Source organism: Corynebacterium macclintockiae (assembly GCF_027570165.1).
Taxonomy (GTDB): Bacteria; Actinomycetota; Actinomycetes; order Mycobacteriales; family Mycobacteriaceae; genus Corynebacterium; species Corynebacterium macclintockiae.
The window spans coordinates 1-1,398 of record NZ_JAKMUV010000026.1 but is presented as its reverse complement, the minus strand read 5'-3'; the positions used below and the strand labels follow the sequence as shown (position 1 = coordinate 1,398).

Genomic DNA, 1,398 nt, shown 5'->3' with positions numbered 1-1,398 from the left:
GGGTTAAGTAGCAAAAAGTGTGTCCGCTCGGCGTGTTGCGGGGCGGGCACACCGTTTGTTACTTCATGGGGCCTTTTCTGATTCCTATCGAGTGTTCGTACTCGGTTGGGATAGCGTTGTCGTAGAAGGCTGGTCGGCCTGTTTCCTGGTCGGCTTTGTTGTGGTCTTCTTCGACAAGATCGTTGACTTTGGCGAGTTGATCTTGGCCGAAATTGCACTGCCTGGCGATCTTTAATGGGTCGTCAGGCAGTTGCGTTTTCGAGTGCAGGTACCACTCGAGCATTCTGCGTTGGCGTTCCCCGGACCTGCCGCGATGCGCGTCGGCGATGCGTTTGAGCTGGGCGTTGATGCCGCCTTCCAGACTGTTTGTCGTTGAAGCCCAGCGTTGAGGCTCAAGCGCATTCGGTGGTGGCTGCAGGTAGGTAAACAGCCATCCTTTCCGTGAGAGGTGCAGCAGGGAGTTGTATGCCTTGCGAACTCGCAGATGGGCCCATTCCCACTGGTTGTTGAGTGTGCGGCGCTCTTTTGGCACGGGCGTTTTCTCGTTGAGGAATGCTTTGAATACCTGTCCGAAGTCGTGCAGACGCAGCGTCCACTCCCGTGCCTGGTCGAGTGTGGTGATACGGGTCAGTTTCAACGCCAGGGCGTAGATGGCTTTGCCGGCGTCGGTGCGTGGTCGTGATGTGGTGTAGCGGCGGATGACGCGTTGCGCATGGACGAGGCATCGTTGGATCATCGCGTTCGGCCAGCAGGCTTTAATCGCAGTAAGTGCGCCTTGTCCGCCGTCGAGGACGACGCAGAGCGGCTCAGCGATTTTGCGGAGTAGCTGCGTGTAGGCGTGGGCGGTTTCGTGTTTGGTCCAGTGCCATGCGATGACGTGGTCGTGGCTGGCTGCGACGAGCAAGCATCCGGCGGCGGTGTAGGTGCCGTCGATGAAGATCTGGTCGTAGACGCGCTGTGGGTCACCGTCGTTGGGGATGTCGATGAGCCAGAATGGTTTGAATCGGCGGTCAAGTGTCCAACGGCTTACCCCTTGTTGCTGAGCGAGTTCAGACAACGTTGCTGTGGAGGTGGCATAAGAGACGAAGGCTTTAAAGTCGCGGGCCTGCGTGCGGTCGGTGCGGGTTCGTGTCGTGGAACTGCAGCAGTTCGGGTCCTTGCATCGCCACCTGGTTGTGCCTTTAGAAGTGGTTCCGTTTTTCTTCATTTGCCCAGCGCATATCGGGCATCGTGGCCTGTTTTTACTCACCCGGAAAGCACACCAACCCCCGATTAGCACATGCGGGTGCCATTCCGGTGGATTGAACACTAATCGGGCGGATATAAGGTCTTGATGCTTATATCCGCCCGATTTACCCGTTCTGATCAGTAATAATGCTGAAAGTCAGACACACTTTT

1 protein-coding gene is annotated in these 1,398 nt (G+C 56.9%); it reads right to left on the bottom strand.

The features are described 5' to 3' along the window. Positions 1 to 58: 58 nt before the first annotated feature. On the bottom strand, positions 59 to 1,249 hold the full coding sequence (locus tag L8U58_RS10105) for an IS1249 family transposase (protein ID WP_172457267.1): 1,191 nt from the start codon (positions 1,247 to 1,249) through the stop codon (positions 59 to 61). Between the last annotated feature and the right edge of the window lie 149 nt (positions 1,250 to 1,398).